Below are 25,227 nucleotides of genomic sequence, written 5' to 3' on the forward strand. Positions count from 1 at the left end.
ATCATTTGTTTTTTACTCATTGATATTCCCTGTTATTTTTTTCTTGCTAATTCTTTTCGGTTTGTCATATACTTAAAAGAGACCAAACGTTTTCTTTTAGGAGGACACAATGCGTAAAGGTGAATTAACAAAAAGAATGATTCTTGATCGTTCCTCTGCTCTGTTTAATGTAAAGGGCTATAGTGGTTCTTCAATTTCTGATATTATGCGAGAGACTGGGCTAGAGAAGGGCGGTATTTATCGTCACTTTAAAAATAAAGATGACTTGGCTGTTCAAGCCTTTCAGCATGCAACTTCACAAATGGGAGTGCGTTATGTCGAAGAGATAAAAAAAGCATCCAATACGTTGGATAAGTTAAAAACTTTTATTTCAGTTTTTACATCTCTCATTCATAATGATCCTCTTCCTGGAGGGTGTCCAATCATGAACGTAACGTTAGAAGCAGATGATTCCCATCCTCTCATGGCAGAACAAGCACAGATAGCGATGAATCAATTACTTGGAATAATTGAAAAGATTATTACGTATGGAATTGAGCAAGGAGAGTTAAAATCAGATACTCAAGCAAAACAGATTGCTATCATCTGGATTTCTTCTCTTGAAGGAGCACTTGCCTTGTCACGCTTATACCAAGATACAGTTTATATTGATACAGTATCGTCACGACTTTTAGATGAATTGGAAAAACAAATTACGGCCAACTAAGCCGTAATTTTTATCGCAAAAAAGAGACTGTTCGGTTTCTTTTTTTGAGGGGGTGATCACTTAATAGAAATTCCATGATGGAACTATGAAAAAACGGATGAGAGAAGAATGGTACTAATACAAAATAGTAAATTGAAAAATGTGTAGAATATGAACGATTTCGGCCTACCTGTTTCTAATTTTTGGAGGAGTGTGAAAAAGGATATGAGAGAAATAGAAACAATCGTAATTGGCTCTGGACCTGGAGGATATGTTGCTGCAATAAGAGCTTCACAATTAGGGAAACAAGTGGCAATTATAGAAAGAGAGAATCTTGGTGGCGTATGTGCTAACGTCGGCTGCATTCCATCTAAGGCACTTATTTCTGTAGGTCATCGTTTTGAGGAAACAAAGCATTCAGAAAATATGGGGATTTTTTCTTCTGGTGTAAATGTGGACTTCGCAAAAGTACAAAAATTTAAAAACAACGTTGTAAAGAAATTAGTAGGTGGTGTAGAAGGGTTATTAAAAAGCAATAAAGTAGAAGTGATAAAAGGTGAAGCTTATTTCATGGATGCTAACACTATACGAGTAACCAATAAAGATGCAACTCAAACATATACATTTAAAAATGCAATTATAGCTACTGGATCACGCCCAGTTGAAATTCCAACATTTAAATTTACAAAACGTGTGATTAACTCTACAGGTGCACTTAGTTTAACTGAAGTTCCAAGTAAATTGGTTGTAATCGGTGGTGGTTACATTGGTACTGAATTGGGCTCTGCTTACGCTTCCCTCGGTTCTATAGTAACAATTATTGAAGGAGGTAAAGATATTTTAACTGGCTTCGATAAACAAATGACTCAAATTGTGAAAGAAGACCTTATAAACAAAGGTGTTACAGTAATAGTAGATGCATCCGCTAAAGGTGTAGAAGAAGTTGAAAATGGTGTAATTGTTACCTACGAAATTGGTGGTGAAGAAAAGAAAGTTGACGCTGATTACGTATTAGTAACGGTTGGCCGTCGTCCTAATACTGAAAATATGGGTTTTGAAAAAATCGGTATGGAGTTTTCTGACCGCGGTTTATTAAAAGTTGATCAACAATGCCGTACTAACCTTCCGAACATTTTTGCTATAGGAGATATCATTGCTGGTCCACAGCTTGCACATAAAGCATTTTACGAAGGGAAAGTAGCTGCCGAAGCTATCTCTGGTGAACTATCATTTGTTGATTACTTGGTAATTCCAGCAGTTTGTTTCACAAATCCTGAATTAGCTACAGTTGGTTATGCTGAAGAGCGAGCAAAGGCAGAAGGCATGGAAGTAAAAGTGATTCAATCCCCATTTTTAGCAAACGGTCGTGCACTTGTATCAAATGAAGGAAAAGGGTTCTTGAGGCTATTGGTGCGTAAAGAAGATGGTGTATTAGTAGGTGCTCAAATCGTGGGAAATGGTGCATCAGAAATAATTGCCGAAATGGGTTTAGCAATTGAATCAGGCATGACAGTTGAGGATATTGCATTAACACCACATGCTCAACTAACTTTAAGTGAGATTGTGATGGAAGCTGCTGAGGCCATAATTTACAATTTTAAATAAATATTAATTAATAAAAATTGGATTGCTTCATTTTTTAGAAATTCTAAATAAAATAAATGTAGAGATAAATAAATATGTAAAAAACAATCTTTACTAATAAACTTCTTAATAACATATTATGGCTAATTGAGCCGTTTTTTTACCGCAAAAAAGAGACTATTCGGTTTCTTTTTGTGAGAGGATTTATTCATTTATTAGAGAATAAAAAGTGAAATTATGGAAAATAAATATGAGAGGAGAATACAAATGAGTCAATTTGTTAATTCAACAATGGAAGGTAAAAATTTTAGTGCTGTTCAAGTAGGAAAGTGGGAGAATCTGCTTCAATATAAAAATGGAAATCCATTTAAAGCTCCTGGAAAGGTATTTCTTAAAGATGACTTACAATGTACAGGGATGGAAGCTTCACTAAATGTTTTCCCTCCAGGCATTTCAATGCCCTTTTATCATAAGCATAGAGAAAATGAAGAGCTGTATATCTTCGTCAAAGGACAAGGGGAATTCAAGATTGATGATGAAATCCTTGAAATCAAAGAGGGTACTGTCATAAGGGTGGCACAAGAGGGGGAAAGAATTTGGCGTAACAATTCAAGTGAACCTCTTTATTTTATTTGTATTCAAGCTAGGGCAAATACTTTGGAAGAAAGTAATATCGAGGATGGTATTAAGCTAGATAAATCCGTTGAATGGATTGAAAAATAGGTGCCACTGTACGATTAAATATCGTTTCGCTCCTTGTATTTTGTCTTTTGAAGAAAACTTATCTATAGAAAAGTACACCCAATTGTTAAACTGAATGTAACAATTGGTTGTACTTCATAGGAAACCAACTGTGTTTAAAGAATGGCTTTTTTCAATCTTTATTCTATAAAGGTTCATTATCCGTACTTGCTCCTCAGTTAACTCTTCTTTATTCCAATACATATGCATTAAACTATATTCGAATATCTCCTTTAATTTAATAAACAATGGAAGCTGCTCTATCATTTCTTTAGGTAGATCATTTTCCTCCTGGTATCCGTCGATTATTGCTTTTGTAATAGAATTCTCATAGTCGACTATGTTGCCATTCCCAACGAAAGAATATTCTATCGCGCTATAGACTGGAATAGCTAAATCGAATATGTAAAAATGTTTTTCACAGTCTTGAAAATCAATCATTGTTAAATTTAAATCATTGTCCACTAATATGTTTTCTAACCATAAATCTCCATGAATTAAGCCGTAATTTGAAGTGGACTTTGGCAGCACCTTTATAGAAGTTAAAACGTCAGATGCAATTTCTCTTATAGTAGTTTCTTCTTTTGGGATATAGTTAAGAAAATTATACTCTTCATTTTCATACCAATCGTTTATATGATTTACCGGTTGAACTCTTTCAAAGTCTTTAGATATACGATGTAATTTTCCAATTTGTTGACCGAGCTTTTTAAATACATTAGAATTCCATTCGTTTCTTGGTAAATGTATACCAGGAGCAGCTTTATATAATACAGCAAAAACTTCTTTGTCTAAGGTTATTTTCTCTACTAAATTCGCCTTTAAAGAAGGTATTATTGGAGGGACTCCTAAGCCCTTTTGATATAAAAAGTTCGTATATGTAACTTCTTCTAATTGCTCTTCATATGTTTTATAGTTTGTAATTCTAACGAAGTAAGTACCTTGTGCTGTGAGACATTGATACATTTCATTTGTTATTGGTGTCATTTCAATAAAATCCAATGGATATAGTTTATTAATTAGTTTAAGTATCTCTTTTTCTATATTATTCATTTTAACTTCCTTTCCAAACATAAATTTTCCACTCACAACACTACTAGTTCCTTAACTTACAAATTTCGTGTTTTATTTGGTAGAATCCTTTAAAAAAGATTTATCCCGTAAAAACCCGATTAGTATGGGATAATAATCAGTGGGGAGGAAGAAACTCCCCACTGATTAAAGTTTCACTTTATTGGAAAGTTAAGTAAATGTATGACAAAATAAGATAGCTGAAAAAATATGAAATGAGTAATTACATATGATATTTAAAGGTTCTAGAGAGTGGTTAATGTTATAAACCACAAGAAATATCAAAAGAAAGAAGTGGATACTTCTTATAATTTTTAGTGAGGAGGGGGATAAATGAATGAACATATACAGCTAATGATTGAATGGATTGAGGGCAATTTAAAAAAGAAGTTTTCATTAGATAAATTATCTAATTATATGGGATATTCTCCTTACTTCTGTTCGTTTAAATTTCATCAAGTAACAGGGATAAGTATTAGACGATATATTCTTCTTAGAAGATTGTATTTATCAACGGAAGATTTGACGAATGATAGAAAGATAATTGATATCGCATTTGATTACGATTACTCTTCGCAAGAGGCTTATAGTAGAGCATTTAAAACTGTTTTTGGTATAACCCCAGGAAAATTCCAACTTAACAAAATACCGGTTCAATCATTTATTAAACTCTCAATCAATGATGGCAAGGAGTGGGATAGAATGAATTTTTCTAGAAAAATTGAAGTTGATCAGTTACGAAATGCGAAGAGTGAGCTGTTTGATAAAGATGTACTAAATATATTAAATGGTCAATTTATGTATGAAGAATTTAAAAGTGAAAAACTAATGGGGGAGTCTGATTACGCTCCATTTAATGAAGCTATGTGTGTAAATACGACTACTGCACAGATTTTTGATGATGAGTTTATTAAAACAAGGGCAGAAGGACACCAAGGTACTGTAGAAAATTATACGAAAAAGGTTATTCATCCTTTAGAGAATCTTTTTAAGAAAGAGTATAAATGTATTGTTTTATGGTTCGGTGAAGATATGTTTTGCCAAATGAATCTACTTACAGTACTTTCTTACCTTGAACAGTCTGGTTATAAGGGAAAAGTATACTTAAATAGCTTCAGAGAGGATGAATTTAAAGTTAGTCAAATTGGACTTGAATTAGGGAACTATTTTTCTGTTTACAATGAAGTTCTAGTAAATCATAAAAAGCCATCTCATGAGGTACTACCTGTAATGTATCAGGCGATAGATTTATATTTAGAAATGCTAAAAGAAAATAATGTAGTAGTAAAGTATATCTCCAAAAATAAAGATTTACCAACACAAGAGTTATTAAAAAGGTTATTTAATCTTTTTCCAACAATAGGATATGGGGACCTACAATATATAGAGCTTATTAATAAAGCGAGATGAAAATTGAAACTAATTAGAAGAGAATACAGTAAAAAAGATGCGCCTATACTTTTAGGTGCATTTTTTTTACTTATATTTGTTCAAGTAAATTTAATTCTTCTTCTACAAATGCCATTAAATCTTTAATTGTTTTTCCAGAAAAATCAAAGTGAATGCCGGCTGCCTCATACACTTCTTTAATAGTCTTTGTACTACCTAAAGACAATGCTTTTTTATAATTTTGTAGTGCTTGTTTAGGATTCTCTTTATATTGTTTATACATTTGCAGTGCACCGAGCTGTGCAATCGCATATTCGATATAATAGAATGGTACTTCATAAATATGTAGTACAGGTAACCAGCCATTTGCAAACCAGTTTTCATAACCATCAATATTTACTACACTAGATTGATAAGTTTTCTGAAGCTCTAAGTACTTTTCATTTCTTTCCTCAAAAGTATGATTTGGGTTTTCGTAAAGCCAGTGTTGGAATTGATCAACTATTAGCATACCTGGAAGATAAGTAATAATATCTTTAAAGAAGTTAACTTTTGCTTGTTTCAAATCTTTTTTATCTTTATAGAATGCATCCCAATATTTTATCGAGAATAATTCCATTGTCATACTAGCTAATTCAGCTGTCTCAGCGGGGATTTCTATATATTGTCGTATCTTTAGTTGCTTTATGCATTCATTATGAATGCTATGGCCCATTTCATGAATGAAAGTAAGGATGTCATCTTGTGTATAGTTAAGGTTCATAAAAATAAAAGATAATTGAGAAGCCGGTAAGTACTCACAAAAACCACCAGCTGCTTTTCCTTTACGACTTCTTAAATCTAAGCAATTATGTTTATGCATTCGGTTTAGTAGTGCTGAAAATTCAATATCTAGCTTATTGAAGATGTGAGTGCTTTTTTCAATTAACTCTTTTTCATTTTGAATAGGTTTTAACACTTTTTGATTGGGAGCTACAGCTGCTACATCCCATGGACGAAGGATATCCACTTGAAGTTCAGCTTTTTTCTCATTTAATATTTTATCTGTAAGTGGCACAACATATTGTCGTATCGATTCAGCCAGTTCATAGCAATCATCAGCCGTATAATCAAAACGTTCATATTTTTTAAACATATAATCACGATAATTATCTAATTGAATGTTTTTTGCCTTTTGGTGACGGATTGCAATTAATTCATTTAAAATATGTTGTAAATTATTTTCAACAGATAAGAATTTTTCAGAAATGAGCGTTTTTGCTTTTTTTCGTATATCACGATTCGGATTTTGTAAGTAAGACTGTAGTTCAGTAATTGTTTTTTCTTCGCCATCCCATAGTGCAGTCAAACTGCCTGTAATTTCGAAGTACTCGGTTACTAATTTGTCTTCTTTTACTTCTAAATCAATGTTTTTTTCACAAAATAATGTTTGCGCATTTTTTATTTTTTTATCTAGTAAGCTATAAGTTTTTGGATCAAGTTGCATTCGAAATGGTGACTCTAAATATTTATTATCAAATGAATTTTGATAACGTTTCAAAAGAGGCCTTACATATTGTTGATCATATTCAAACGTATCTTTTATTTCTTTGTTATCTGTATTACATTGAAAGTCAATATAGTGTGATCTTAATTGTTCTTCGATTTCCCATATTAATTTCGACTGTATTTTCAGCCGATTTTCTAAATCTTCTCCTGAAGAAATGGGTTTACTTAATAAAGTAGACAATTCGTTTTCTAGCTCATGTATATTACGGATATCGATCGTATTAGAGTTCTGCATTATTTACCCCTCACTTTTTATTTACTCAAGGAGGTATTCTTCTTTTTCGCTATGATTCCTTTTTTGCCTAGAAAATTTGTGCCTATTACTCCAAGAACAATCATAAGTGTACCGACAATATGATAGTAGGAAATTTGCTCCTGTAAGAATACAACGCCTGCGATAATGGTAATAAGTGTAGATAAGTTGCTAAAAACACTTATTTTCGCTGCTTCAATATAAGATAATGAATAGTTTAATAACAATGCTGTTAGTAAGGAAGATAATAATCCTAAATATAAAATGGAGATAAGGAATGTTCCATTCGTAAATGGCTTAAAGTATACAGTTATTGTACCTTTGTTCATATGGTCAATGATTGCGATGAAATTAAAACTAATAAAACCGATTGCTGTCATTGTGTATGTTAAATCCATTAGCTTGAATTTCTTTGTCATTTTTCGAGCTAATACATTATAGCAAGCAGATGATAATGCCGATAATAAAATGAGGATAACACCGATGAAGCTCGTTTCATGAGCCCCTATACCATTCATAACAAATATATAAATGACACCTATGACAGAAATACATACTGATGTTTTTTGCCATGTATTCGTATATTCTTTTAAAAAATAGGAAGCTAGTATCATCGTAAATATAGGGATCGCTGCTTGTATAATTCCAGCTTCAGATGAACTTGTATATACTAAGCCAAATGCTTGGAAAGCAAAGAACAATGCTGGATAAAATATTGCGAGTGGTAAAAGTGCAAGTATGTTTTTGAGTGAAATATTTAACTTTACAAAACCGAAAATAACCGGAATGGTTGCTGCTATGAAGGCAACTGTAAAACGGTGAGCCAGAGTATCAAGAGGACTCGTAATGGTTAGTGCTAGTTTCACAAACATAAATGAAAATCCAATAATAAATGAATAGAGTAATGCTGATATATATGCTTTTGTTGTATTTTTCATAATTTCACCTCATAGTAGTTGATTTCTTACTGGCCAGTATACGTACATAGTAATCCTTCTGATCTAGTGCTACAATGTGAACAAATACAAACTGTACCGGTACAAAAAAATAGGAGGTGTAAGGATGTATAAGTATTTACATGTTTTGAACGACTTAGAAAGTATGATTCAAAATGGTGAGATAAAAGAAGGAAAGAAATTACCGTCTATACGGTCGCTTGTTACACAATATGAATGTAATAAGGCGACTGTAATACGAGCGCTGCATGAATTGGAAAAGCGTCATATTATTTATTCTGTACCTCAAAGTGGATACTACGTTGTTAAGAAATCTGGAAGTTACGTAGAAAGTATCGAGATTATTGATTTCGCTTCTTCGGCCCCAGATCCAGATGTTTTTCCATACTTAGATTTTCAGCATTGCATTAATAAAGCGATTGATACCTATAAGAATGATTTGTTTATATACGGAACACCGAAAGGGTTACCATCTTTAATATCGGTTGTGCAAAAACAGTTAGCAAACTATCAAGTTTTCACAAAGGAAGATAATATATTTATAACGTCAGGTGTGCAGCAGGCGCTTGCTATATTAACTTCAATACCATTTCCGAATGAAAACGAAACGATACTAATTGAGCAGCCAAGTTATCATTTATATATTGAATATGTAGAAATAAATAAGATCCCTGTGATCGGAATAAAGCGTACGCATGAAGGGATAGATTTAAATGAACTAGAGCGGATATTTAGCACAGAAAAAATTAAATTCTTTTATACAACTCCAAGATTTCATCATCCACTTGGAACTTCGTATTCTAAAAAAGAGAGAGAAAAGATTATTAAACTTGCGAAGAAATATAATGTATTTATAGTGGAAGACGACTATTTAGCAGATTTAGAAACTGATTCAAAAGTAGATACGTTTTACAGCCAAGATAATTGTAATCATGTTATATATTTAAAAAGTTATTCGAAGATCATCTTTCCTGGTTTGCGAGTCGGTGTTGCAGTCATCCCGCAATCCATTACAGATGCCTTTTATAAGTATAAAAAGATTTTAGATATCGATAGTCCTATGATTTCGCAAGCTGCTTTAGAAATTTACATAAAGAGCGGAATGTTTGATCGGCATAAACATAAAATAAAAGCATCTTACTACAATAGGTCAAAAAAACTAGCGGCAGTAGTAGAAGGTGTTCAAAATGAAAATCCACATTTGTTTACTTATAGAACAGTTGATCCAATCGGGATACATACTTGTTTACAGTTGAACAGAAATATAGTCACGGACACATTTATTAAAAATTTAAGCAAGAGTCAAATAAGCATAGATTCTATTGATAAAAATTATTTAAGTAACTTTCATAAAGAGAGATTGTTAAAGTTAAACGTATCAAATGTAAAAGAAGACAAGATTGAAGAAGGGATTCGCAAAGTAAGTGAGGAAATAAAGCGAATGAACCGTGTAGATTTTCAGTTCAAAAAAGAATAGTGCTTATGAAGGGTCTTGTTGTGTACAGAAAAATAATGGCTTTATGTATGTGTTGCTGTAGTCATTGGAGTGATTACAATTACTATATATAATAAGAAAAGTAAAGAATGTATAACAGTTGCAATTCATACGAAGGCTGTTATTGTCGATCATAACAACATTCCTATATCAAATGTGAAGCTCATTTAAAGATAAGGAAGTCTCTATATCAAATATGCAAGGTGAGTTTCAGTTTTATAATGGTGTTTGTGGTGTAATTACGTTAAAATTTATTACTCCACATGGAGAAATCTATATAAAAAATATGATAATAAGAGTGTGCCAAAAATAATTAAGGAGAATGATATGAAACCATTACAAGGTAAAGTAGCAGTTGTGGCCGGAGCAACACGAGGCGCCGGAAGAGGTATTGCGATGATGCTTGGTGAAGCCGGTGCAACTGTATATGTAACAGGAAGAAGTACAAAAGGGAATTTATCCTGTATGGGAAGAACTGAAACGATTGAAGAAACGGCAGAGCTTGTTACAAAGCAAGGCGGAAAAGGAATCGCAGTTCGTGTTGATCATACGGTAGAAGAAGATATTAAAGTATTATTTACAAAGATTCAAGACGAACAAAATGGACAGCTTGATATTTTAGTAAACGATGTTTGGGGCGGCGATCCTTTAACGGAATGGGAGAAACCTTTCTGGGAACACAACCTACATAACGGACTACTTATGCAACAAAGAGCTGTTCATTCTCATATAATGACAAGCCATTACGGTGTACCATTAATGGTGAAAAATAAAATGGGACTTGTTATTGAAATTACAGATGGAGTCGATTATCAATATCGAGGTAATTTGTACTATAGTTTAGCAAAAGTCTCAACAATTCATTTAGCAGAAGCTATGGCGAAAGATTTAGAACAACACAATATTACAGCTGTCGCAGTTAGTCCAGGATTCCTTCGTTCAGAAGCGATGTTAGATATATTTGGTGTAACAGAGGAGAATTGGCGAGAAGGAGCTAAACAAGACCCTCATTTTATCGCATCAGAAACTCCTTTCTTTGTTGGAAGAGCAGTAGCAGCTTTAGCAAGTGATCCAAATGTTCATGAAAAAACGGGACGAGCGTTAAGTTCATGGGAATTAGGAAGAGAGTATGGATTTACAGATATGGATGGAAGACGCCCAGATTGGGGGAAATATTTTGAGGAGAATGTTTTGAATCAAAATTAATGTTTTTAGAGCACTCAATAGCTGAGTGCTCTTGTTCTTTATACAATACGCAAATAATAAAGTCCTTTTAAAAATAAAATGGTTATTTAAAAAGCATTGGTACAAATGAAATACAGTCAAAAATAAAGTGACAAATCCAACTTACCCAAATACTTTTTGAATTTTTCCATATATAATTTAGTGCTAATCTAATTGGGATTATAGTTATTAATAACTGCATTGGCACAAAACCATAAGCTGGAATATGCCACAAAGCGAACAACAAACTACATATTAATGATGCCGTGCCAAATTTTAATCCTAATTTTTGTAATGCGATAATTATATTAGTGCAAATCAACTCTTCACCCATTAACATAAAGGGTACACGGAATAAAATCATAGAAATACTTATTACTTCAGCAACGGAATTTTTAGTTGCAGGTTCAAAAATGTAACTGAATATTAAGTTGGAAGCCATACCTACGATAATTGTTAAAGGCAAACCCCAAAGTAATGTCTTGAAATTAAAATGTTTAAATTGCTCTAATGATATTTTTCCTAAAAAATAGTATCCTATAATTCCACATAATACAAGATTCCATAAAGCTTCAAAAATCATCCTCAATACTTCAGGTATATTATCTCCTAACACTGCGAAAAGTTGATATACAATCCCGGAAATAATTAATAATCCCAAAGCCAAAAGGGATTTCGAATCAATTTTCTTCTCTGTTTCTATAATCTTTGTTTCCACAACTACCCCTTCTTTCTTATTATTTCATTGATTACGAATATATAATAGCACATTGTTCTCCAAAATAATGGTAATTGAGACGATCATAATAATTTTATTTTTCCAAATCAGTAAGTCCAAGATTAGGAGATTCCTTGCAAGAATCATTTAGACCAAAACCTATTATTAATGTCGTGATTGAAATAAAGCAATTATTAAACAAAAATAATAATCGCCCATCAAATTTATGAGTAGGCGATTAATGTATTTCTAAGAACAAAATTAAACAACTTTATTATCTGTACACATATATCGCATAAAACATTTTTTAACTTCATTAAATATATAGGGAATCATTACCAAAAAAATGATATCTTTAAAGTATAGTCTATATTTTGTATAGGAGGGTGATGGAGTCTATGGCGGTACGTATAGTCGATGATTTACAACAATTCTCTTTATTACTTATGTTTTTGAGTACATTAATATTTTACAGATACTTAAAGAAGATTAAACGAGAGAGAAAACTGACTTCTTTCGAATGGACAATGTATTTTGTCACTCAATTCGCGACTTCTATTTGGGCAATTACTTATTTTATTAAATTCTTGTCTGAATCGTAAGTTACATTAAACCATTTTAGTTTACTGGGTTATTGTTATCTATTAGGGATATAAATATAGTCCGTATCTAAGTCAATGACGACATCGGTCTTAATGGCTTCTTGTAATGACTTTGGAATGTTTTCAAAATGATAACGTACACAAAATAAATTTATAAGCTCCTCATTAGATAACTCTTCATTTTTTACGTTAAAATACATTTTTTTAACTTACTGATAGAACAGTTATGACCAATAACATACTCATTAATTCCATATCCATCAAATTCAATTATCATGTTATCACTATTGGTTGCTAGCCAACATTATAGCTTTAATTTTGGATGAATCTTTCATATTGATTATTATACATAGCTTATATATGTCTCGTCTCAATTATGATATTCAAAATAAGAAGAAACACATATGGAAATTTTTGTGGCAGGTGCAACAGCACGTTCTTTAATACCAATGCTAATAAAAGAAGGTCATACTGTGTATGCAATGATTCGTAACGAATCACAAGTAGAAGCAATGAAGGAAGTTGATGCTTTACCATTACTAGCTGGGAGAGAGGTGCTTCAAAGAATAAGGCACGTAAAGTGAATGGATACTTTAAAATATCATAAAAATCCTTTAATGGGAATACTAGTAACATTCACTATTAAAGGATTGGGCTGTAATGAATATACTTTTTGAAAGCATTATTTTAATCCTCACTGGAATCATTGTTTTAAAATTGACAGGTAGTAAATCTGTTAGCCAAATGACGAGAGCTGAAATTATTATTGTGGTTTCTATAGGACGTATTATTGTAGAACCTATATTAAGTAGGAAAGTAGGCCCATCTATTTTTGCTGCGTTTATTTTTGCGGGTGTTTTACTTATTATTCATTTTTTTGAATTGAAATCACGAAAAGTAGAAAAGTTTCTAAATGGAACTAGCATTATTGTTATAGAAAACGGAGAAATCTTAAAAAAGAATTTATTACGCGCGAAAATGTCAGAACAACAATTATTTATGCATCTGAGAGAAAAAGGCATACATGAAATCAAGAATTTACAACAAGCAACTGTAGAAACGAATGGACGGATTGGGTACCAACTAACTACCAAGGCACAACCAGTTACTTTGGAAATGCTAGAAAAGCTTCTAGAGCAATGTAATCTGAAAAAATAGTTTTAGACTAAAAAGCGCTTCTTGTACATAAAGGCACTTTTCGCAAACGTGTAAAAGTCCCTTCAGTAATCCTGAAGGGACTTTCGTGTTATCTAATTTATCGAGGGTGATGACGATCAATATTACGATTAACAACAACGTTAAAGTTCATAAAAATAAACAGAATGAATAATTGACAAAAAATGAGAATAGTAGTAATCTAACGTAAAACATACGCTAGCGTATTTTATTGGAGAGATAATATGCAATTAACGAGAGAAGACTGGATAAAAGTAGGATTACAACAATTAGCTAATGAAGGTATACATAAAGTTCGCATTGAAGCACTTGCTCGATTGCTAAAAATAAGCAAAGGAAGCTTCTATCACTATTTTCGTGACCATCAAGAGCTTTTAGATTCTATGCTCGACTTTTGGGAAGTACATGCAACAAAGCTGATTGTTCAAAGTATGGAGCAACAGGATGCCTCTTTAGAACAGCTATTACAGATTAGTTTTAATCGAGATAAAAAAATTGAGAATGGTATTTATGCTTGGGCTAAATATGATCCTGTTGTGGCAGCACGTTTAGTAGATATAGAAGAACAAAGAATTTCTTGTGTTGCAAAATTGTATCAAAAAATGGGCGTAGACGAAACTGAATCAATTGATCGAGCGAGACTTGCCTATTTAACGTATGTAGGATGGATGACAAGGTTTGAAGCAAATCCTAATTTTGATATTGATAAAATGGTTGAGCTTTTAACTTCTTTCAGCGGGTGTCCAAACATCCATTGAAAAAAGTAAAGCCTCCGGACGCAATTATGCTGAGGCATAATTGATTATTCGATAATAAATGTCCCTAGTATGGTTATAAAACCTGAAGGGACAAAATTTCCACTATAACATACGGTAGTGTATGTTATCTTTGAAGTTACGAAATTGGGGGCGAATAAATGAAATCACTATTAATAGTAGTGGCTGTGGGGCTTCTGTGGTTTATCAGTTTTTTGCATATTTATTGGGCTTTTGGAGGTCGATGGGGGTCTGCTGCTGTTATCCCAGTAAAAGAGGGAGAACATAAGCCTGCTTTTACTCCGAGAATATGGGGAACATTATTCGTAGCCATTCTTATTCTATTAGCTAGTGTCATTATTGTTGTTCAAGTAGGTTATTTGCAGGGGTTCGAAGCAAATAGTTTATCTAAAATCGGAAGTATTGTCTGTGCTTTAGTTTTCATTATTAGGGCAATTGGTGATTTTAAGTTTGTTGGATTTTTTAAAAAAATTAAACATTCTCAGTTTGCTAGATATGACACTTGGTTCTATAGTCCATTATGTTTATTCTTTGGTTTTGTCTATATCATGTTGTTGTTTTAATAAGTATAATGAATTCCCTATAAAATAAATTTTATGCAGGAAGAAAACACCTCTTATTGAACAAGTAGTAATAAAAAGAAGTTTGAGCATAGCAATAGAGCAATACGGGTTCTGGTGACAGCGAAGTCCGCTATGATTAGTCATTTGTGTTTAAAAAGAGGATAGATAGGGCGAATTTATTCAAGCTCTTCTATCCTTTTAATTTTTATAAATATAATGTATGACATTAGATAAGAATTCACTATTAATAATAGGTTCAGCTTATATCTTGACTTTTAATAAAATTTTAAAGTGTTGGTTTTTTATTGTGTGAATAAGAGGTTATTTGTTGTTTTGGAGTTTAAATGAATGATTTAAACTTAGCAATTGTATCATGTAATCTTTCTAATCCAATCAACATATCTTTATCATTTAACATTGAATAACTAATTCTCAAATGATTATATTGAGTTTCATGGCTTAACAAACAAGCTGTTCCAGGTAAAAAAGAAACATCAACTTCATTCGCTTTTTGTAATAATGTAAAAGGATCGACTGACTGAGGGAGTGTAACCCATAAGTTAAATCCTCCATTAGGTATTTCAAATTCTAATTCTTTTAATGGAGATAATATATCAATTGTTAAATCGCGTCTAATTTGTAAAGCAGTCCGTAATTTTTCTAAATGATTTTTCATTCGTTCCGCTCGTAAAAAAGGAAGTAGTGCTTTCTGCGTTAATAAAGGGCTACCAATATCCATCGAAGCCTTCACAGCGTATAACCATTCAAAGATATGTCCTTCAGCTGCAAGTGCCGCGATGCGAAGACCTGGTGCTAACGTTTTACTAAATCCTTTTAAATATATAACATGACCATTTGTATCAAAGCTTTTTATTGGAGGGGGAATTTTAAAATCCTCAAAATAAATTTCTCCGAAAGAATCATCCTCAATAATGAAGAAGTTATATAGCTCTGCTAGTTCTACAAGTTCCATTCTTCTTTTTTTACTCATTACTGTGCCCGTTGGATTCTGAAAAGTAGGATTCACATATAACAAAACAGGATTCTTTCTTTGACAAATATCATCGATTAAATCTGAGCGAATGCCGTTGTTATCAAGACTAACAGGGATAATTTGAACTCCTTTATTAACAAATACATCAAGCGCCGCCCCATAACACGGACTTTCTACTAACACTATGTCTCCAGGCTTTAATAATGTTTGGGCGATTAAATCGATTCCTTGCTGGGCACCACTTGTAATTAATAATTGAGATGGATCTGTAACTAATTGTTGGTGTTCTTTTAAGTAGTTTGTTATTTCCACTCTAAGTTCTTTATCGCCTTGAACAGGTCCGTAAGTTGCTAGTATCATTTGATCTTTATTAAGTAATTTGTGCATTTCATCTGAAAGAAACGGATTTGGTAATAAACGCGGATAAAGGACCGCCTGTGAAAAATCGAAATATTTACGGTGTTGGTTCATCACATATTGAGAACGCATAACATTAATGGATTTCGTTTGTTGCCATTGATATGGAATTGGTTTGAACTCTTTATTCACACGTTTATGTATATAGGCACCTTTTCCTTGTTCAATTCGTATATAACCTTTCGTTTCTAACTGTTTATAAGCTTTACGAACAGTTAATAAACTAATTTGCAAATCATCGGCCATAGAACGTAAAGAAGGGAGGTAATCGCCATGTGAAAGCATCCCGCTTTGAATTCTCTCAACAATTTGCATATATATTTGTTGGTAATATGGTATGTTGGATTCTTTACGCAGTACTATCTTCATAGAATCACCTGTTTTTCTTTTTAATTTAATTAAAGCGAAAAACATCCTGACAATCAACTATATTTTTATTCAACTGTTATATGCGTGGATACACTGTTATACACCATATCCTCTATACTCATTTCAAGAGTAAAAAGGAGGAAGGAAAATGGTCATTTTAAATTATATTTTAGTATGTATTATTTTTGGAACGACATTTTTAACGATAAAAATTGGAATAGAAGCGGGGGCACTACCATTATTTTCAGCTGGAATTCGTTTCTTTTTGGCGGGCCTTATTCTCATTATTATTTTTAAATTAAAGCGAAAGGATATTATGCCTTACTTATTATCGAAACGTATTATATATGCTGGTTTTTGTTTAACATTTATGACATTCGCGACCCTTTACTGGGCTGAACAATATATTTCTTCTGGATTAGCTGCAGTTCTATCTGCAACAGCCCCAATGATGATTTTGCTATTACAATCAAAGAGAAATAAAACAAAATTGCAAAAAGAACAACTTGTTGCTTTAGTTATAGCACTTACAGGAGTTTTGTTTATATCTTTACCTGGCATGCATCAAGAACTTACTTTCATATGGAGTATTGCATGCCTTGTTATATTAGTAGGAGAGTTGTTTTATGGAATAGGTTCTATTCGTTCTAAAGAGATACTTTCAGATTTACCTAACGTATCACCATTTCTTATTAACGGCATTCAAATGTTTTATGGAGGAGTTTTGCTATTAATTGTATCTGTTGTAATGGAACAGCCGAATTTAGCTGTATTAACATCTTGGAATGTACAATGGCCAATTTTATATCTTATATTTGTAGGATCTATCGGTGGACACGGTTTATATTACTGGCTTTTATCAAAAACAAATCCAGTATTTCCATCGACTTGGTTGTATGTATCTCCGTTAATTGCTGTTATTGTAGGTTATTTTGTATTAGGAGAACCATTAAATCCTGCAATGGGAATTGGTGCTTGTTTAATCTTGATTGGTGTATTTTTAGCAAATCGTTCTACGCTGGGCGTTTATTTTAAGCAAGGGAAGTTATTGAAGAAAGAAATGTAAATAATACAAATGGAATCATTGGACTATTAAGTTAATAAAAGTTTATTACTTTATCAACTTAAAAAGCATGTTACTACTGACTTGTAACATGCTTTTTATTTTTACACATTAAGTTTAACATAATTTGCTTAGTAATTAACGAACGGTGCACTTTACGAACAGTGTACGTTGTGTTATAAATAAAACAAGTAATTCAATAAAATATAAGGTGTGATAAATGATGGAAAGAAAAAATAAAGGAGAAAAACGTATTGCAATTATAGGTGCTGGACCAGGAGGTTTAACATTAGCTCGTATATTACAGAAACATGGTTTAAAATGTGTCGTATATGAAAGAGAAACATCACCATGGATTCGGCAACAAGGAGGTTCATTAGATATTCATCATGATTCCGGACAAGAGGCGCTTAAAGAAGCAGGATTGTTAGAACAATTTAATGAACTTGCTAGATATGAGGGAGAAGATTTTCGTTTATGTGATAAGAACGGGAAAATATATTTAGATGAAGTAGCGGATCCTAATTGCGGAGATCGTCCAGAAATTGATCGAGGCACTTTACGTGAGTTACTTTTAAATTCTGTTGATCCGCAATGTATACATTGGGGCTATAACTTAACAAAAGCCATTCCTGTAGAAAATGGTATACATGAACTTCATTTTGAAAATGGACATGTAGACACTGTTGATTTAGTGGTAGCAGCAGATGGTGCCTTCTCTCGAATTCGTCCACTTGTCACAAATTCTATACCGCAATATACTGGTATTAGCATGGTAGAATTGAATTTGAAAAATGTAACGAAAAATCATCCTCAGATGGCGAAATTTAATCGACGTGGCAAAGTATTTGCACTTGCGGAGCATAAAGGAATTCTTGCGCAATTAAATGGAGATGACAGTATTCGCGTGTATTTAAGTTTTAGAACAGATAAAAAATGGCTTGATAATTGTGGAATTCCATTTAAAAATTTAGAAGAAGCAAAACATCAACTTCTACAATATTTCGAAGACTGGGATGAAACACTTAAAAATTATATTAGATGTGCAGATGGTGCGATTTTTCCTAGACGAATTTATATGTTACCTGTTGGACTAACTTGGAAAAGTAAGCCTGGTGTTACTTTAATTGGTGATGCTGCACATTTAATGTCTCCATTTGCTGGAGAAGGTGTGAATCTAGCGATGCGTGATGCGGCAGAACTTGCATTATCTATTGTAAAACATGATAATTTGAACGAGGCAATTGAAAATTACGAAGAAAAAATGTACGATTATTCTTCTCAATCCGCTGAAGTGTCAAATGATAATCTTGAGATTTGTTTCTCGGAGGATGCTACTATGAAAATGTATAATCTTATGAATAAACTTCATGAGCAACAATAAAAATATATTTACTAAAGGAGAACTATGGAAGAGCAAACGAATACAATTACTAGTCGTCGTTCACGACCAGCAAAAGAACCGTTAAGTAAGGAAATCATTGTTAAGACTGCTTATGACCTATTAGAGTCTGAAGGTATTTCTGGCCTTAGTATGCGTAAAATTGCAAAAGTATTAGATACAGGTCCGTCTTCTTTATATGTATACGTAAAAAATGCTGATGAATTAAGAGCGTATGTATTAGATTATGGTCTAGGGAAAATTGAAATAACAGATGAGAAAAATGAACCATGGAAAAAAGAACTATTTACACTTGTACATTCATATTTTCGAATTTTATTCGACTCTTCTGGAATGGCAGAATTAGCTTTAATGACAATTCCAATTGGGCCAAATTCTTTAGCCCTTACTGAACAGATTTTGCGTCAATTACATGAAGGTGGAGTTAATGCAAGAGCATCAGCATGGGGAGTAGATATTTTACTGTTATATGCTGCTTCGGTCGCATATGAACAAACAGCTCGCAAAGAAAAAGGTACCACTCTTGACCCAATTCGTGCTTCGTATGAGGCTTTAGATACAGCAAGGTATCCAATGATTGTAAGTCTAAAAGAAGATATGTTATCTGGTGGAGAAGAACGATTCCGCTGGGGATTAGAAGTTGTTTTGCAAGGTATTTTACATACGCAATAATATAATTAGTTTAAAACAGAGAGCTAGTTGAGCGGCACTCTGTTTTTTTTGAAAGAAAAATATGATACCTGTGTCTACAAACTACATTGTTAATGAATTTCAATATCTCTTTTTATACGATAGTAATAGACAACTTACACAATATAACCAGAAGTTAAAGAATTGGTTGGAATCCCTATATATCAAAGGATAGATTTATTTTTAGGTGAAATTGATTATTTAGAAGCTAAAGTTTTTGGAATAAAAGGTGACAAAAGAATTGTTAGAAAGCAAGTAATAACATTAAAAAATTTTGTACCAGACTATTTAATTATAGATAAATTCATGCTGAGACTTTTTATAACCACCGAGGGATATATTGAAGGTGAGAGAAAGGAGCTACTTTTATGGTAATAAAATAAAGATAAAAATATGAAGCGAGAAAATGAGGGTTTTATTTTTATAGAATAAAAAACACACTAGGTCTTTATATCCTAGTGTGTTTTTGTAATTAATTCACTTTTTTTATAAAACCTTTATAATGACGCTTCACAAGTTGACTTTCTAACGTCTTCATCGTTTCTAATGCAACACCTACGATGATTAGTAAACTTGTACCACCGATTTGAGCAGATGGTGGTAATGTAGCGATTTTTGTAAATACAAGTGGTAATATTGAAATTGCTCCTAAGAAAATCGCACCGATAAATGTTAAACGGTATAAAATTTTTGTTACATACTGTTCTGTAGATTTTCCTGGGCGAATACCCGGGACATATCCGTTTTGCTTTTTCAAATTCTCAGCCATTTGTTCAGGATTTACTTGAATAAACGCGTAGAAATATGTGAAGGCAACGATAAGACCCACATATAGTGTCATTCCAAATGGATGTGCAAAATCAAGATTCGCAATTATCCATTTAGATACGCTTGAATCAGGGAAGAGCTGCGCAATTGTACGCGGCGTCATTAAAAAGGCTGAAGCAAAGATAACAGGAATTACACCTGCACTATTTACTTTAAGAGGTAAATGAGTATTTTTTGCCCCTTGATATTGATTGTTTCCTGAAACAGCTTTTGCATATTGAATCGGTATTTTTCGAACAGCTTGTTGAATGTAAATAACACCAACAACTATCGCTAAAATTACGAGTCCAATTAAAACCATTTTTATTATGTGCATAAATAACTGATCGCCTGCGTTTTGGAATTGTTGCAAATAAATTTGATTAGCGACATTCGGAATCGCCGCAACAAGTCCTGCGAAGATAATCATTGAGATTCCATTACCAACGCCATTAGCGGTAATTTGTTCACCTAACCAAAGTAAAAATGCAGTACCAGCAGTTAAAACTGTCGCAATAAATAAGTATGTAGTCCAGCTTTGATCTGTAATTAATTGTCCACCTGCTATATTATTAAAACCATAAGACATCCCAATGGATTGTATAAATGCGAGAATGATTGTAAAGTATCGAGTAAATTGAGCTGATTTCTTACGGCCCATTTCTCCTTGCTTTGCCCATTCTGTAAATTTAGGTACAACGTCCATTTGTAGTAATTGTACAATGATAGAAGCTGTAATATATGGTGTGATACCTACAGCAAAGATTGAGAAGTGTTGCAGTGCTCCTCCGCCAAATACGTTTAGCATACCTAAAACGTTGGCTTGATCTTGTACTTTTAATACCTCTGCGTTAGTATGAGGAACTGGAATAAACGTGCCAATTCGAAAAACAATTAGCATCGCTAGTGTAAAAAGAATTTTGTTTCTTATCTCAGCTACTCTCATGAAATTTGAAATCGTACGAAACATTATGTCGCCTCCTATATTTTTATCAGTTCAAAACTGATTATTATATCCCGATGAAGTAACCACAAACCTCCTTCCGCATTAAATTCATTTGACAAATGGAATTTTATACATTTTGTAGTTTTCACGGATATAAAAATATAAGGTGTTATACAAGCGATTTATTGACTTTTCGTAATCATTCAATACCCATAATATAACTAATAAATTAACAAATGTACATACATAAGCATTAAAAATGAATGAATAGGATGATTTTTTACATATATTTAATGCTAGATTGATAATTAGGAACGTTTTATGTGGTTATATTGAAGGGATTCCGTGGAAAGTATTATGATGTAGCTGTAGCGCATAATAACCCCAAGGAAATCTTCAAGGATGTTGAGAGAACTCATACGTTTCAGCATGAATTAGAGAACCTACTAAAGAAAGAAAAGATTGGATTGGAATAATAGTGAAGGAAAATCTTTTTTCCATAGAGAATATTTCTAGCGTAGGAATCTAAGTATGTAGGTTCTAATGAAAGGAGAATTCACATGAATACATTTGTAAATGACAAGTTTTATGAAACTAGAAATCAATTATTTGAGGAAATTACTTTGTTAAGTGATGCTCAATTTAATAGGAAACCAGATAAGGATAAATGGAGTATAGCACAAGTTTGTCATCACTTAGTTTTATTAGATGAGAGAGTTATAACAGTTATTTCATCGGGATTAAAAAAGATGGATAGTATCTTAAATGAGCGTAAAGAAATTCACACTATTTTATTAGATAGATCGATAAAATTTATAGCCCCAGAAATGATTGAACCAAGTATAGAACCATTTGAAGTGCAGCAAATGGTTGATTTGTTAAACGACTCTAGAAAAGAATTGATGCGTTTCCTGAGTACAATAGAAGATGAATCTATATTAGCGAAAAAATCAGTGACGCATCCAGCTCTTGGAGAATTACTTCTTGATCAGTGGATAGAACTGATCTATTTGCATGAACAGCGTCATATAGAACAAATTAAAGAGATAAAATTGCTTTGTGGAGTTGAAAAGTAAAAATCATTATCTATTTATTGAGCGATTTGGGATAGCATCAAGGATTCGAGTGATAAAATACAAGTCCTGATTAAAATTATGATGAATTTAGTTGAAAGCAACCAATAAGCAGAAAAAAATACGAAACTAGCAGATTTTACTCCTGAAGAGGAAACGAACATTTGAAAAAAATCTGAATCCGATTTGCTGTATAAGTGTAACCCCGTCTTAAATGAAGAGCGGGGTTATTATTTTTGGAATTGATCTCAGTATTTTCATATAGAAGGAAAAAATTAGAAATAAAATCCGAAAATGAGTTGTATGTCCAAAATTTTGAAAGTACGTATACATCTACCGTGGGTTTAGCGCTCTTCACACGTTGGAGGAAGAAGTATTTTATTAGAAAACGATAAAATACTATTCTGTTAGGGGATATATGCATTTTATTCTCTATATTTTCACAGCAAAACCACCTCCAAAATTATCTTTTGTAGTTGAATTTCTCTGAATAATAAGTTACATTTTTAAAGTTCAAGCAACTTTATGACAGTACAAAAAGGGGAGAAATATTGATATTATGCAAAAAACGAAATGGAAGAACTATGTATGCTATTTTATTATTCTTATGCTTCTTGTAACAGCAGTAACAGTCAAACCAGCTATTTCTAAGGCTGAGGAATCTAATGTTAATATTACATTGTTAGGTACTGCAGATATTCATGGTAGATTTATGCCTTGGGATTATGCGCTTGATGGAGCAAATATGAGTGGAAGTTTGACGCAGCTTTATACGGTTATAAAGAAGGTACGTCAAGAAAATCCAAATACCATATTAGTAGATGCCGGGGATACAATTCAAGGAAACTCAGTAGAATTATTCAACGATAAGCCACAATCGCCAATGATGGTAGCAATGAATACAATGGGATATGACGCCTGGGCATTTGGAAATCATGAATTCAACTTTGGATTAGATACATTGAAAAAAGTTAGTGAGCAATACAAGGGAAAGACGTTAGCAGGAAATATTTATAAGGAAAATGGAGAGCGTTTTCTTCCTGCATATACGATTGTTGAAAAAGGTAGAATTAAAGTCGGGATTATTGGTATGAATACACCAATGATTAGTGATTTTGAAAAAGGGACAAATCATTTGGATGGTTTAGTAGTGAAAAATCCAGTAGAAGAGACAAAAAAGGCTATTAAAGAATTAGAAGATAAAGTAGATGTAATGGTAGGGGTTATGCATATGGGACTAGAAAATGAGAATGGAATCCCAGGTACTGGTGTTCAAGATATTGCGAATGCTTGTCCGGAACTAAGCGCTATTTTTGCGGCTCATATGCATAAACTTGTAAAAAAAGAAGTTGTAAATGGCGTAATTATTACAGAACCAGATAAATACGGAACGCATATTTCACGTATTGACCTTACTTTTACAAAGCAAGATGGGAAGCTTGTTTTAAAAGATAAAACAGCTACCGCTATACCTGTAAAAAATGCTGATGGAACTACAGTATTATCTGATTCTACACTTGAAGAAACACTAACACCTTTTCATGAGTATGCGAGAGGAGATGCAAATGTTGTAGTCGCTCAATTAAAGGGTAGAAACCTTGTTCCTGAAAATGAAATAAAGGGTATTCCAAGTGTGCAGATTCAAGAGACACCTTTATCAGATTTCTTTCATGAAGTCATGCTCCATTACAGCAAGGCGGATGTAGTAGCCCATCAAATTGATAATGATTATGCCCGTTTGGATATAGGTCCTATAAAGAAGAAAGATATTGCTTATAATTATCAATATGCTTTGGGAGAAATTACAGTATATAAGATAACTGGAAAAGATTTAAAAGACTATATGGAATGGGCAGCAGGATATTTTAACTCATCTCGTGCCGGAGATGTAACAGTTAGCTTTGATAAAAACCGTCGTGCATCTAAATACAGTACGAACGATTTCTTTGGAGGTGTAAAATACGAAATTGACTTAACAAAACCATATGGTAGTAGAATTACAAATTTACGCTCTATTCGTACAAATAAACCAATCAAAATGAGCGATGTTATGACGCTAGGAATGAATGCGTATAGAATGGAGGCTCTTCAGGCAAAAGGGGGAGCTTTAGAGGGACGTAAATTTGAACAAACTTGGTCATCTAAACAAGAGAATGCATTCGGAGAAACAGGTGGAACCATTCGTAACCTTGCTATTACATATTTAAAAGAGGTAAAGAACGGTGTATACACGCCAAAAGTTATGCATAATTGGAAAATTACTGGTGTAGATACACATTCTTCAGAGCATAAGGCTGTAGTTGATCTTGTAAATAAAGGGATTTTAGAAATCCCAAAAACAGAAGATGGAAAATATACAAATATAGCATCTATAAATACTAAAGATTCAATTACAAAAGAAGAGATTGTAGCACTCTCACAAAAAGCTAATATTAATCCAAATCAGTTTAATCATGTAAAAAGAAAAGGTGAATTTTACAAAAAACTTAGTAGGATAATTAAATAAATATAAAAAGATGGCTCTCGTGCAAAAAACTATTCAACTTGGACATACCATTATCCTAAAAAAGTTTGTGATCGGTATGGAAATATAGAGAATCATCGGTAAAAAATCCCCTGAATCGCTTTAAAAATTCAGGGGATTTTTCATTTGAATAATTATTGTTTTATTTCTCACTATGTATA

At 32.7% G+C, this 25,227-nt stretch carries 23 protein-coding genes and 2 pseudogenes; 18 read left to right on the top strand and 7 right to left on the bottom strand.

Annotated elements, in window-relative coordinates; all coding sequences use genetic code 11:
• The first annotated feature begins 109 nt into the window (after positions 1-109).
• From ABH957_RS11380 to ABH957_RS11390, 3 genes are all read left to right on the top strand, one after another.
• On the top strand, positions 110-706 hold the full coding sequence (locus ABH957_RS11380; protein WP_016091395.1) for a TetR/AcrR family transcriptional regulator: 597 nt from the start codon (positions 110-112) through the stop codon (positions 704-706).
• Between the two features lie 204 nt (positions 707-910).
• Positions 911-2,290, top strand: coding sequence for a dihydrolipoyl dehydrogenase (gene lpdA, locus ABH957_RS11385; RefSeq protein WP_404511228.1), 1,380 nt, complete (start codon positions 911-913; stop codon positions 2,288-2,290).
• Positions 2,291-2,536: 246 nt separating this feature from the next.
• On the top strand, positions 2,537-2,992 hold the full coding sequence (locus ABH957_RS11390) for a cupin domain-containing protein (RefSeq protein WP_404511230.1): 456 nt from the start codon (positions 2,537-2,539) through the stop codon (positions 2,990-2,992).
• A gap of 114 nt (positions 2,993-3,106) precedes the next feature.
• On the opposite strand, the gene ABH957_RS11395 is transcribed toward ABH957_RS11390, so the two are convergent.
• The gene (locus ABH957_RS11395; RefSeq protein WP_404511232.1) at positions 3,107-4,084 is read right to left on the bottom strand and encodes a phosphotransferase enzyme family protein; all 978 of its coding nucleotides are present in this window, start codon (positions 4,082-4,084) and stop codon (positions 3,107-3,109) included.
• A 330-nt stretch (positions 4,085-4,414) separates the two neighbouring features.
• Between ABH957_RS11395 and ABH957_RS11400 the strand changes: the two genes are divergently transcribed.
• Complete coding sequence (locus tag ABH957_RS11400) at positions 4,415-5,491, top strand: helix-turn-helix domain-containing protein (RefSeq protein WP_404449852.1); 1,077 nt, start codon at positions 4,415-4,417, stop codon at positions 5,489-5,491.
• Positions 5,492-5,561: 70 nt separating this feature from the next.
• On the opposite strand, the gene ABH957_RS11405 is transcribed toward ABH957_RS11400, so the two are convergent.
• Both ABH957_RS11405 and ABH957_RS11410 read right to left on the bottom strand, forming a co-directional pair.
• Positions 5,562-7,253, bottom strand: coding sequence for a M3 family oligoendopeptidase (locus ABH957_RS11405; RefSeq protein ID WP_404511234.1), 1,692 nt, complete (start codon positions 7,251-7,253; stop codon positions 5,562-5,564).
• Positions 7,254-7,270: 17 nt separating this feature from the next.
• Positions 7,271-8,209: a DMT family transporter gene (locus ABH957_RS11410; protein ID WP_404447855.1), complete on the bottom strand. Its 939-nt coding sequence runs from the start codon at positions 8,207-8,209 to the stop codon at positions 7,271-7,273.
• 124 nt (positions 8,210-8,333) lie between these two features.
• On the opposite strand from ABH957_RS11410, the gene ABH957_RS11415 reads away from it, so the two are divergent.
• Both ABH957_RS11415 and ABH957_RS11420 read left to right on the top strand, forming a co-directional pair.
• A complete protein-coding gene (locus tag ABH957_RS11415; RefSeq protein ID WP_159146702.1) occupies positions 8,334-9,704 on the top strand; it encodes an aminotransferase-like domain-containing protein in 1,371 nt (456 codons plus the stop codon).
• 345 nt (positions 9,705-10,049) lie between these two features.
• Positions 10,050-10,928: an SDR family oxidoreductase gene (locus ABH957_RS11420; protein ID WP_404447851.1), complete on the top strand. Its 879-nt coding sequence runs from the start codon at positions 10,050-10,052 to the stop codon at positions 10,926-10,928.
• Positions 10,929-11,010: 82 nt separating this feature from the next.
• Here the strand turns inward: ABH957_RS11420 and ABH957_RS11425 are convergent, their stop codons facing one another.
• A complete protein-coding gene (locus ABH957_RS11425; RefSeq protein WP_033729412.1) occupies positions 11,011-11,664 on the bottom strand; it encodes a CPBP family intramembrane glutamic endopeptidase in 654 nt (217 codons plus the stop codon).
• Positions 11,665-12,062: 398 nt separating this feature from the next.
• Between ABH957_RS11425 and ABH957_RS11430 the strand changes: the two genes are divergently transcribed.
• Positions 12,063-12,266 (top strand): hypothetical protein, encoded by a 204-nt coding sequence (locus tag ABH957_RS11430; RefSeq protein WP_000290880.1) that lies wholly within the window; start codon positions 12,063-12,065, stop codon positions 12,264-12,266.
• 35 nt (positions 12,267-12,301) lie between these two features.
• Here ABH957_RS11430 and ABH957_RS11435 read toward each other — a convergent pair.
• Positions 12,302-12,543: pseudogene (locus tag ABH957_RS11435) on the bottom strand (hypothetical protein).
• Between the two features lie 127 nt (positions 12,544-12,670).
• On the opposite strand from ABH957_RS11435, the pseudogene ABH957_RS11440 reads away from it, so the two are divergent.
• The 4 genes and pseudogenes from ABH957_RS11440 (at position 12,671) to ABH957_RS11455 (ending at position 14,781) form a co-directional block, all read left to right on the top strand.
• A pseudogene (locus tag ABH957_RS11440) lies at positions 12,671-12,943 on the top strand (hypothetical protein).
• The gene (locus ABH957_RS11445; RefSeq protein WP_002189697.1) at positions 12,927-13,424 is read left to right on the top strand and encodes a DUF421 domain-containing protein; all 498 of its coding nucleotides are present in this window, start codon (positions 12,927-12,929) and stop codon (positions 13,422-13,424) included. The pseudogene ABH957_RS11440 and the gene ABH957_RS11445 overlap by 17 nt, the downstream one beginning before the upstream one ends.
• 242 nt (positions 13,425-13,666) lie before the next feature.
• Complete coding sequence (locus tag ABH957_RS11450) at positions 13,667-14,200, top strand: TetR/AcrR family transcriptional regulator (RefSeq protein WP_404447844.1); 534 nt, start codon at positions 13,667-13,669, stop codon at positions 14,198-14,200.
• Between the two features lie 158 nt (positions 14,201-14,358).
• Positions 14,359-14,781 carry a DUF3995 domain-containing protein gene (locus ABH957_RS11455; RefSeq protein ID WP_404511236.1) on the top strand — a complete coding sequence of 141 codons (423 nt, stop codon included), beginning with the start codon at positions 14,359-14,361 and terminating at the stop codon, positions 14,779-14,781.
• A 340-nt stretch (positions 14,782-15,121) separates the two neighbouring features.
• Here ABH957_RS11455 and pdxR read toward each other — a convergent pair whose 3' ends face one another.
• A complete protein-coding gene (gene pdxR / locus ABH957_RS11460; protein ID WP_404453802.1) occupies positions 15,122-16,561 on the bottom strand; it encodes a MocR-like pyridoxine biosynthesis transcription factor PdxR in 1,440 nt (479 codons plus the stop codon).
• A 148-nt stretch (positions 16,562-16,709) separates the two neighbouring features.
• Here pdxR and ABH957_RS11465 point away from each other — a divergent pair, with 148 nt between their 5' ends.
• From ABH957_RS11465 to ABH957_RS11480, 4 genes are all read left to right on the top strand, one after another.
• Positions 16,710-17,627 carry a DMT family transporter gene (locus ABH957_RS11465; RefSeq protein WP_404511238.1) on the top strand — a complete coding sequence of 306 codons (918 nt, stop codon included), beginning with the start codon at positions 16,710-16,712 and terminating at the stop codon, positions 17,625-17,627.
• A 217-nt stretch (positions 17,628-17,844) separates the two neighbouring features.
• Positions 17,845-19,008 carry an FAD-dependent oxidoreductase gene (locus tag ABH957_RS11470; RefSeq protein ID WP_404511240.1) on the top strand — a complete coding sequence of 388 codons (1,164 nt, stop codon included), beginning with the start codon at positions 17,845-17,847 and terminating at the stop codon, positions 19,006-19,008.
• Between the two features lie 24 nt (positions 19,009-19,032).
• Positions 19,033-19,698 (top strand): TetR/AcrR family transcriptional regulator, encoded by a 666-nt coding sequence (locus ABH957_RS11475; RefSeq protein WP_003189440.1) that lies wholly within the window; start codon positions 19,033-19,035, stop codon positions 19,696-19,698.
• Between the two features lie 162 nt (positions 19,699-19,860).
• Positions 19,861-20,091, top strand: coding sequence for a hypothetical protein (locus ABH957_RS11480; RefSeq protein WP_404511242.1), 231 nt, complete (start codon positions 19,861-19,863; stop codon positions 20,089-20,091).
• Positions 20,092-20,188: 97 nt separating this feature from the next.
• Here ABH957_RS11480 and secY read toward each other — a convergent pair whose 3' ends face one another.
• Positions 20,189-21,493, bottom strand: a complete 1,305-nt coding sequence (gene secY / locus ABH957_RS11485) for a preprotein translocase subunit SecY (RefSeq protein WP_002069884.1) — start codon at positions 21,491-21,493, stop codon at positions 20,189-20,191.
• Between the two features lie 299 nt (positions 21,494-21,792).
• On the opposite strand from secY, the gene ABH957_RS11490 reads away from it, so the two are divergent.
• From ABH957_RS11490 to ABH957_RS11500, 3 genes are all read left to right on the top strand, one after another.
• Positions 21,793-21,945 carry a hypothetical protein gene (locus tag ABH957_RS11490; protein ID WP_181777901.1) on the top strand — a complete coding sequence of 51 codons (153 nt, stop codon included), beginning with the start codon at positions 21,793-21,795 and terminating at the stop codon, positions 21,943-21,945.
• 84 nt (positions 21,946-22,029) lie between these two features.
• Positions 22,030-22,545 carry a DinB family protein gene (locus tag ABH957_RS11495; protein WP_001091627.1) on the top strand — a complete coding sequence of 172 codons (516 nt, stop codon included), beginning with the start codon at positions 22,030-22,032 and terminating at the stop codon, positions 22,543-22,545.
• 556 nt (positions 22,546-23,101) lie between these two features.
• Positions 23,102-25,048, top strand: coding sequence for a bifunctional metallophosphatase/5'-nucleotidase (locus tag ABH957_RS11500; RefSeq protein ID WP_404511244.1), 1,947 nt, complete (start codon positions 23,102-23,104; stop codon positions 25,046-25,048).
• Positions 25,049-25,227 lie beyond the last annotated feature (179 nt).

Source organism: Bacillus sp. RC242 (genome assembly GCF_044908245.1).
In the GTDB taxonomy this organism is placed as follows: domain Bacteria; phylum Bacillota; class Bacilli; order Bacillales; family Bacillaceae_G; genus Bacillus_A; species Bacillus_A mycoides.

Excerpts from the sequence above, each read along its gene's own strand:
- ABH957_RS11380 (WP_016091395.1), top strand. The coding sequence starts at position 110 with ATGCGTAAAGGTGAATTAACAAAAAGAATGATTCTTGATCGTTCCTCT.
- lpdA (WP_404511228.1), top strand. The coding sequence starts at position 911 with ATGAGAGAAATAGAAACAATCGTAATTGGCTCTGGACCTGGAGGATAT.
- ABH957_RS11390 (WP_404511230.1), top strand. The coding sequence starts at position 2,537 with ATGAGTCAATTTGTTAATTCAACAATGGAAGGTAAAAATTTTAGTGCT.
- ABH957_RS11395 (WP_404511232.1), bottom strand. The coding sequence starts at position 4,084 with ATGTTTGGAAAGGAAGTTAAAATGAATAATATAGAAAAAGAGATACTT.
- ABH957_RS11400 (WP_404449852.1), top strand. The coding sequence starts at position 4,415 with ATGAATGAACATATACAGCTAATGATTGAATGGATTGAGGGCAATTTA.
- ABH957_RS11405 (WP_404511234.1), bottom strand. The coding sequence starts at position 7,253 with ATGCAGAACTCTAATACGATCGATATCCGTAATATACATGAGCTAGAA.
- ABH957_RS11410 (WP_404447855.1), bottom strand. The coding sequence starts at position 8,209 with ATGAAAAATACAACAAAAGCATATATATCAGCATTACTCTATTCATTT.
- ABH957_RS11415 (WP_159146702.1), top strand. The coding sequence starts at position 8,334 with ATGTATAAGTATTTACATGTTTTGAACGACTTAGAAAGTATGATTCAA.
- ABH957_RS11420 (WP_404447851.1), top strand. The coding sequence starts at position 10,050 with ATGAAACCATTACAAGGTAAAGTAGCAGTTGTGGCCGGAGCAACACGA.
- ABH957_RS11430 (WP_000290880.1), top strand. The coding sequence starts at position 12,063 with ATGGCGGTACGTATAGTCGATGATTTACAACAATTCTCTTTATTACTT.
- ABH957_RS11445 (WP_002189697.1), top strand. The coding sequence starts at position 12,927 with ATGAATATACTTTTTGAAAGCATTATTTTAATCCTCACTGGAATCATT.
- ABH957_RS11450 (WP_404447844.1), top strand. The coding sequence starts at position 13,667 with ATGCAATTAACGAGAGAAGACTGGATAAAAGTAGGATTACAACAATTA.
- ABH957_RS11455 (WP_404511236.1), top strand. The coding sequence starts at position 14,359 with ATGAAATCACTATTAATAGTAGTGGCTGTGGGGCTTCTGTGGTTTATC.
- pdxR (WP_404453802.1), bottom strand. The coding sequence starts at position 16,561 with ATGAAGATAGTACTGCGTAAAGAATCCAACATACCATATTACCAACAA.
- ABH957_RS11465 (WP_404511238.1), top strand. The coding sequence starts at position 16,710 with ATGGTCATTTTAAATTATATTTTAGTATGTATTATTTTTGGAACGACA.
- ABH957_RS11470 (WP_404511240.1), top strand. The coding sequence starts at position 17,845 with ATGATGGAAAGAAAAAATAAAGGAGAAAAACGTATTGCAATTATAGGT.
- ABH957_RS11475 (WP_003189440.1), top strand. The coding sequence starts at position 19,033 with ATGGAAGAGCAAACGAATACAATTACTAGTCGTCGTTCACGACCAGCA.
- secY (WP_002069884.1), bottom strand. The coding sequence starts at position 21,493 with ATGTTTCGTACGATTTCAAATTTCATGAGAGTAGCTGAGATAAGAAAC.
- ABH957_RS11495 (WP_001091627.1), top strand. The coding sequence starts at position 22,030 with ATGAATACATTTGTAAATGACAAGTTTTATGAAACTAGAAATCAATTA.
- ABH957_RS11500 (WP_404511244.1), top strand. The coding sequence starts at position 23,102 with ATGCAAAAAACGAAATGGAAGAACTATGTATGCTATTTTATTATTCTT.